The 7615-nt window shown below is 69.3% G+C and carries 5 protein-coding genes and 1 pseudogene; all 6 read right to left on the minus strand.

Features of this window, described 5'->3' with window-relative positions; genetic code table 11:
- Positions 1-465: pseudogene (locus tag QZV72_RS11515) on the minus strand (helix-turn-helix domain-containing protein); the annotation flags it as partial.
- 211 nt (positions 466-676) lie between these two features.
- Positions 677-2200 carry an NAD(P)-binding domain-containing protein gene (locus tag QZV72_RS11520; RefSeq protein WP_297008621.1) on the minus strand — a complete coding sequence of 508 codons (1524 nt, stop codon included), beginning with the start codon at positions 2198-2200 and terminating at the stop codon, positions 677-679.
- 84 nt (positions 2201-2284) lie between these two features.
- On the minus strand, positions 2285-3337 hold the full coding sequence (gene alc, locus QZV72_RS11525; protein WP_297008623.1) for an allantoicase: 1053 nt from the start codon (positions 3335-3337) through the stop codon (positions 2285-2287).
- Positions 3330-4940, minus strand: coding sequence for an allantoinase AllB (gene allB, locus QZV72_RS11530; protein WP_297008624.1), 1611 nt, complete (start codon positions 4938-4940; stop codon positions 3330-3332). The genes alc and allB overlap by 8 nt, the downstream gene beginning before the upstream one ends.
- Before the next feature lie 22 nt (positions 4941-4962).
- Positions 4963-6339 (minus strand): DUF6986 family protein, encoded by a 1377-nt coding sequence (locus tag QZV72_RS11535; protein WP_297008626.1) that lies wholly within the window; start codon positions 6337-6339, stop codon positions 4963-4965.
- Positions 6340-6348: 9 nt separating this feature from the next.
- The coding region (locus tag QZV72_RS11540) for an NCS1 family nucleobase:cation symporter-1 (protein ID WP_297008628.1) at positions 6349-7615 on the minus strand (1267 nt) is incomplete at its 5' end.

Here is a 7615-nt window from a genome sequence, read left to right on the forward strand (position 1 = left end):
CAACCGTCCGGAATCGTGGTCGACGACGACGGTGAGGTAGCGCTGGCCCTTCTTGTGGCTGATCTCGTCGATGCCGATGCGCCGCAGCCCGGCGAACAGGTCCACGCGTGCCTCGACGCCGGCCCGGACCCGGGTGATCGTCGCCCCGACGGTGCGCCAGGTGATCCGCATCAGCTCACAGACCGCGGACTTCGACACGTGCGTGGCCAACCATGCGACCTGCTCGTCGACACCACGGGTATGGCGGGCACCGTGGCGGGCCCAGGGGACTTCAGCGACGGTGACTCCGCAGTGTGGGCAGTCCACCCGTGGGGTGGGGGCCTGGAGGAACACCGGTGTGGTGCCCAGGTCCAGTCCCCGCCGACGGCACAGACCCTCGCCGGGGTCGTAGCGGGCGCAGATCATCCCGCAGGTCCCGCAGCGGGGGCGGCGGCGTCTGGTGGGACGGACCGCGGCGATGACGATGCCGCGGTCGCCTCCGTGAGCTTGTCGCGCACCGCGCTACGGTACCCAGTGAACGCGTCCATGGTGGTGATCTCCACCGCCGCAGCGAAGGGGCCTCATCCCGCTCGTGGAGTGTCGGCCGATTCTTCTTGATCGTCATGATATAGGCCCCACCGGCATCGATGTGCGGACAGGGCTGGGAGGAGCCGGGCAGGAGCCGGCCAGCCGCAGATCAGTACCGCGGGCCGTCCGGGTACCAGGCCTCGCCCTCGGCGTGGGCGCCGACGGTCGGGATCTCGATGTGTTCGAAGGCCTTGAACTCCTCGAAGAACGTCGGCCAGTTCTCCTTGGTGATGTCGGTGGCCATCCGCGCCGCAACGCGCGTCAGACCGGCGAAGATACCCGAGAGCTGGTTGCCCGCCACACCGTGGGAGGCGCGGGCGCCGGTGGACAGGTGCACCAGGCGGGGGATGTACTCCTTCGCCTCGGCGGACGCGGCGTCCTTCGCCTGGAACTGGAAACCGTCGCCGAGGTAGGGGCAGCAGCCCATCGGGTGGCCTTCGGCCGGCCCGTACACGTCGGACCACAGGGCGATGTCGTCGAGGAACTCCTCCAGTTCCGGACGCAGCCCCAGGTCCACGGTGTAACCGGTGGCGGAGATGACCACGTCACCGACGTGCTCCACGCCCTTGTCGTCGGTGATGACGACCTCCTCGACACCGTCGGTGACGCGCACGGAGGCGTCCGCCCAGCGGGTGTCGGTGAGCATGGAGAAGTTCTCGTGGGCGAAGCAGCGCCACACCGAGGCCTGCGTCGGCGGCTGCGGCAGACCACCGTTGAACAGGGAGAAGTCCCACTTCTGCTCATCAGTCAGATCATAGAAGTGCTCCTGCATGCCGGGGAACTCCATCCAGCGCAGCGAGTTCTGGCGCGGAATGTCGGAGCGGCGCACGTGCATCTCCACGGATGCGGCACCGGCCTCCAGGGCGGTACCACCGTTGTCGAAACCGGAGGCGCCGCCACCGAGCACGATGACGCGCTTGCCTGCCAGGGCGTCGAAGTCGATGTCGTCCTCGGTGTGGAAGCGCAGGTGCTCCGGCAGGTTCTCGACCAGCGGCGGAAGGAAGGTTCCGCCGCCGCCCTTGAGCCCGAGGGAGAAGATGACGCGGCGGGCGCGGTACTCGACCCCGGCACCGTCGCGCACGGCGGTGACACGGAAGTAGCCCTCGGCGTCCGGCTTGTGGACAGCGGTGACGGTGGTGTTGAAGTCCACGTCCGCGCCGGTGACGTCGCGGTACCAGGTGAGGTACTCGTTCCAGTCCTCGCGGGGGACCAGGTCGGTGGCTTCCCAGGCCGCCTTGCCGTACCTGGCCTCGAACCAGCGCCCGGTGTGCAGCGAGGGAATGTCCAGCTCGATGCCCTTCATGTTCTTCGGGCTGCGCAGGGTGTGCATGCGCGCGTAGCGGGTCCAGCAGCCGACCTCGTGCGCCGGGCCGGACTCCAGCACCTTGACCGCGCCGATGCGGTGACGGGACAGGGCGAAGGCGGAACCGAGACCGGCCTGGCCACCGCCGAGCACGAGGACGTTGTACGCGCCCTCGGACGGGGCGGGCACCCAGTCATGGTTGTGCCCGATCAGCGCCATGTCTGCGCGGGCCTGCTCTGCGAGGGCCGCCAGGCGGGCGGAGGCCTCCGTATCCGGCAGGGGGACGGGGCGGTTGCGCTCCGGCTTGGTCGGGTCATAGGTGACGGTCATGCGGTCAGCATATTCCGCCCGTCAGGCCGCTCTGCTACAGGCGTGTTACGGGCAGGTTTCGACGGCCGTCGCAGGTCAGGTCGGCTACCAGCGCGCCTCGACGGTACGGCGCCCTCCGTCGGTGAGGTCGCCCCACACGCGGAGCCGGGCGATGCCGCCGTCGGGGTAGACGTCGGCGCGTACGGCGACGACCGGGGTCGGTCCGGTCTCACCCTCGTTCGGGTCCGAGACCAGGAACCGGTGCCTGGTGTCCGGTAGGGCACGGGTCTTCGCCACCAGCTCGATCTCCTCGCCATCGGCGGTGACACCCGTGAGGCTCACATCGCCGGGGGAGTTGAAGACGAAGTAGGAGGTGTCGATCTCGACCCAGCGCACCCGGCCCTCACCGGCGAGCTGCACGGTGACCGAGTCATTGCCCTCGGTGCGTCGGCGGGCGTTCTCCCAGCCCTCGCCCATGTTCCGGGTGCGGCCCAGGGAGATGACGTTGTTCGGGCTCGAGTAGAACATGTTGGTGCACCCGGTCACCCGGCCACCGTTCTCCACGGCCGCGAGGTCGAGGGTGCAGCCCAGGAAGCGGGGGTCCGGCACCGGCTGACCGTGGACGCGCAGACGGGCGATGCCGCCGTCGGGGATCATGTCGAGGCGCACATGGGTGAAGCGCTGTTCGGCGGCGGCACCGGCGGGGAAGATCTCGAAGTAGTGCTTGTGGTCACCCTGGGCGTCGGTGACCGGCACCAGCGTGGTCCAGTCACTGTCCGGCAGGGCGGCGATCTCCTCGCCGGTGAGATATTCGTCGCATGTCAGGCCGTGGACGGCGATCCGGGGCGGGTAGTTTCCCCTGAACCAGGCGGTATCGACCACGATGCCCTTGACCTGACCGGGGACGCCGAGACGCACGATGGCGGCGTCGTTGCCGCCGATCTCGTCATGGCGGCGGCGACGGGTCTCCCAGCCGTCGTAGACCTTGCCCTTGTTGCCGAACTCGTCAGGGTCGAACTCAGGCTCGTGGGCGGCGATGAGGTTCTCACGCTCGGCGAAGGATTCGTCGGACGCCCAGACCACGGAGCCTGCGAGGGCGCGGCTGGCCAGGTCCGGCCAGATCGTGAAGTCGGGTTTGTCGGCGGAGGATTCATTCATGGGACAGTTCCTTGGACGGGGTAGCGGCGGTGCGGGGGCGCAGGGTGAACGGCTGGACATCGGCGGGGAAGACCGCCAGATCGCCGGGCTCACCGGCGGCGGCGGGAGTCCGGGGGGTGGTGGGACGGATGTAGACGGTCTCACCACCGATGAAGCTGCGGGTCACCACACCGGCCAGGGCACGTTGGGCGTAGGCGGTGACCTTGTTGCGCTGGTTGAGGTTCTCCGGCAGGACGACGAAAGCGTCGTCCGCACTGACCTGGGCGAAGTCGGCGCGGCGGCCGACCTGGATGGCACCGCGGTCGGACAGTCCGGCCCATTCGGCCGGGTTCTGGCACATCCAGCGGACCACGTCGGTGAGTCCGAGGCCGCGCAGCCGCGCCTGGGACCAGACCACCGGCAGCCCCAGCTCGACAGCTCCGATGCCGCCCCAGGCGGTCCCGAAGGAGCCGCCGGAACCACGGTGGTCGGCGCCGCCGGCACCGAGGTCGTTGCCCTTGGCCGCCAGCGCGGCGAAGGCGGTGAGCTCATTGCTCTCGTTGGCGGACGCCTGGGCCTCGGCGACCTCCGCGAAGCGCTTCAGCTCGGCGGTGCAGGGGGAGTGGTCGGAGACGACGGTGCCGATGACACCGTCGACGAGCCCCTTCCACAGACGCTCACGGTTGCCCGCGGTGCGGATCGGCGGGCAGCACTTGTACTGGGTGGCTCCGTTCTGGATCTCCTCGCTGAACAGGGAGAGGTAGTGCGGGCAGGTCTCCGCGGTGATCCGGACGCCACGGGCCCGGGCCGCGGCGATCTGGTCGATCGAGCCGGAGTCCGACAGGTGCAGGATGTGGGCGCGGCAGCCGGTCTCTTCGGCGGCGGCGATGACGGTGGCGACGGCCTTCGCCTCCGACGACGACGGGCGGGACGCCAGGAAGCTGTCGAAGGTCTCGTCGACCCCGCCGGCGGCGTCCACCTTGGCGGTGGCCTCGTCGATGATCCCGCCGTCCTCGGCGTGGACGATGAGCAGCCCGTCGAACCCGGCGATCTCGGTCATGGCCTGGTGCAGCTGTCCGGTGCTCAGCGGTGCGAACTCGTCGACACCGGAGTGCAGCAGGAAGCACTTGAAGCCGAAGACGCCACGGTCCCACAGGGCCTTCAGGTCACCGGTGCCGAGGTTCTCCGGCACGGCACCTCCCCAGAAACCGACGTTGACCTTCACCTTGTCCTTCGCAACGGCCTGTTTGGCGTCGAGGGCCTCGACCGTGACGGTGGAGGGGATCGAGTTCAGCGGCATGTCGAGCAGGGTCGTGACACCGCCGGACGCCGCGGCGCGGGTGACGGAGGCGAAACCCTCCCACTCGGTGCGTCCCGGCTCGTTGACGTGGACGTGGGTGTCCACCAGACCCGGGATCAGGACCTGGTCGGCGGGGACGTCGATGATCTCGGCGCCGTGCCCGGCGTGGATGTCCGAGGTCAGTCCCGGGGTGACGGAGACGATGGTCTCACCGTCGGTGACGACGGTGGCGGGGCCGAGGACGGGTCGGGCTGTACCGTTGCTGCCTTGGGCGTCCTCCGGGAGATAGACGGCGTGTTCGGCTCGGAAGATGCGGGTGTTCATGGGGTGTTCATGGGTCCTTTCGTTACAGACGCCCGGTGACCTGAAGGGTGTGCAGTTGGTCGGGGGAGACTCCGGTGGTGGCGAGTTCGGTGTCGGTGACGGCACCGCAGGCGTGCGCACGCAGCAGGTACCCGGCCATGGCCTTGGCGGTGGCGGGCTCGTCCATCCAGCGGGTCCCGTCGCCGGCGACGTAGTCGCGCAGCCGCTCGGCGCTGGTCGCCCAGGACGCGCGGAAGTAGGCGATCGTCGCCAGGTGGCGGGTGACGAGCTGGTGGGCGTGCAGGTCCCAGCCCTGTCGGATGCCCCGGCGCAGATGCCGGGTCACCAGGCGGTGATGGATCCGCCAACCGTCGAGGATCTGGTCCGCGGTGCCGACCGGAATACGGTTGGTGGAACCGTCGGACAGTTCCACGCCGACGGCGGTGGTGGCGACCTGGAGGATGTCCTTGGCGTGGTCGGCCACCGGATGCTCCATCGACTGCTCGGCGGCGTCCACCCCGAGCGAGGCGGAGTAGTCGTAGGTGCCGTAGTGCAGTGACAGGATCCGGCCCGCTCCGGCGGCGAGGATGCGGGCCGGTTCGGCCTCACCCCCGACACCGACGACGGCCTGCGGGGTCTCGATCTGCACCTCGAAGAGGATCTGCGTGCCCGCGGGGAGACCGAAGACCTCCTCCAGCTGTTCCAGGATCTCGACGAACGTCCCGACCTGGCGGTGGTGCTGGACCTTCGGCAGTGTCAGACGCAGGGAACGGGGGTTCTCCGCCAGGACCGTACCGAGGACACCCCGGTCGTTCAGCACGGACAGGACGGTGACGAGGGTGCGGAGCCCCCGGTCCCGCACCGCCGGGTCGAACGACCTGAAACGGATCCCCGCGTAGGCGGGGGCGTAGGCGGGACGGTCGCCGAGGGTGTCGGTGGTGAACCAGTCGGCGAGGATGCCTGCGGCCTCGACGGCCCGGGCGTCCTCGTCGGCGTCCCTCTCCGCCACGGGGACGCCGCGCTGGGTGAAGCCGTCCTCGAAATCGATGCGGAGATCCTCGACCGGCTCGCGCCGCAGTTTCGCCACGGTGAGGCCACCGACGGTGGCCGCGTCCTGCTCCGGGACGCCGAGTTCGCGGGCGAGACCGGTGGCGGCGTCCTCGGCGGTGGCGGCCCCGCCGTAGGCGGTGAGGGCGGACAGGGCGGTGTCGCCCCAGCTCCGGGCGATGTCAGGGTCCCGTGCTGCACCGGTCATCAGGTGGGCGGGGATGTAGACCGTGTGCACCGGCTGGCGCCAGGTCACCGGGTTCGCCCACGGGCCGCGCACCAGGGCATCGGTGCCGGTCAGACGGGCGTCGGCGTGCCGTCCCAGTGTGACGCAGAGGGCGTCGGTGTCGGAGGCGGAGTTCACGGAGGTCACGTCCACAGCTTAATCCAGTGCGCGCGCGGTGTTCGCCCGAGCGGTGGCGTCGGTGGCGGTGGCGGCAGCGGCGGTGGCGTCGGTGTCACGCATGATCACCGACGGGCGGATGTTCTCCAGCAGGATGACGAGCACACCCGCGAGAATCGCCCCGATGAACCAGGTGTACGTCGCGGCGTCCGTGAACGCGGGGACGACCACGATGACGATGCCCACCACCGCCGCCGCACAGACCGCGATGACCGCGTTCACGTTGAACCCCCTCGAATAGTGGTACGCGCCGGCGGGGGAGGCGTCGAACAGGGCCGGGATGTTCAGGTCGCCCCGGTTGATGACGTAGAAGTACGCGATGAGGACGCCGAACACCGGTCCGATGAACGCGGCGAGCGTGTCCAGCGTGTAGTGGATGGTGTCCGGGGAGTTGTACAGGTTCCACGGGGTGAGGAAGACCGAACCGACCGCGGCGATCATGCCGCCCGTCCGCCACGAGATCAGTTTCGGGGCGACGGTGGAGAAGTCGAAGGCCGGGGCGATGAAGTTCGCCACGATGTTGATGCCGACGGTGGCGATGAGCAGGGTCAGGGCGCCGAAGGCGATGGCGACGGTATTGTCCAGCTCGGCGATCGTGTCCACCGGGTCGGTGATCATCCGGCCGTAGACCGGCACCGTGGCGGACGCGGTGAGCACCACCATCACGGAGAAGACCAGGAAGTTCAGTGGCAGGCCCAGGAAGTTGCCGACCTTCACCGCCTTCCGGCTCCTCCCGTAGCGGGAGATGTCGCCGAAGTTGAGCATCGGGCCGGAGAAGTAGCTCACCGTGGTGGCCACCGCCGCACAGAAGGTCGAGAAGACGGCGAAGCCGGTGAGCCGGTGGTCGGAGAGGTTGAGGTCGACGTTGCCCCAGCCGGCCCTGCTGACCAGGTAGATCGCCAGGACCGCCATGACGACGTAGACCGCCGGGCCGCAGAAGTCGATGAACTTGCGGATGGCGTCCATGCCGCGCCAGAACACCAGCGCCTGGACGACCCAGAGGACAGCGAAGGCGATGTAGCCGAGGACCGACAGCCCGAGGACGCCGTGCAGGTCCTTGTCCGCGAGGTCCGCCCAGTCCGGCCGCAGCTTCACCATGAGGATCACCAGCGCGTGGGACGCCAGGTAGGTCTGGATGCCGTACCAGGCCACCGCGATACAGCCACGGATCAGGGCGGGAATCTTCGCACCCCGGACGCCGAAGGCGGCACGACAGACCACGGCGAAGGGGGTGCCGGAGCGCTGC

Origin of the sequence: uncultured Corynebacterium sp. (genome assembly GCF_902782855.1) — a bacterium.
Lineage (GTDB): Bacteria > Actinomycetota > Actinomycetes > Mycobacteriales > Mycobacteriaceae > Corynebacterium.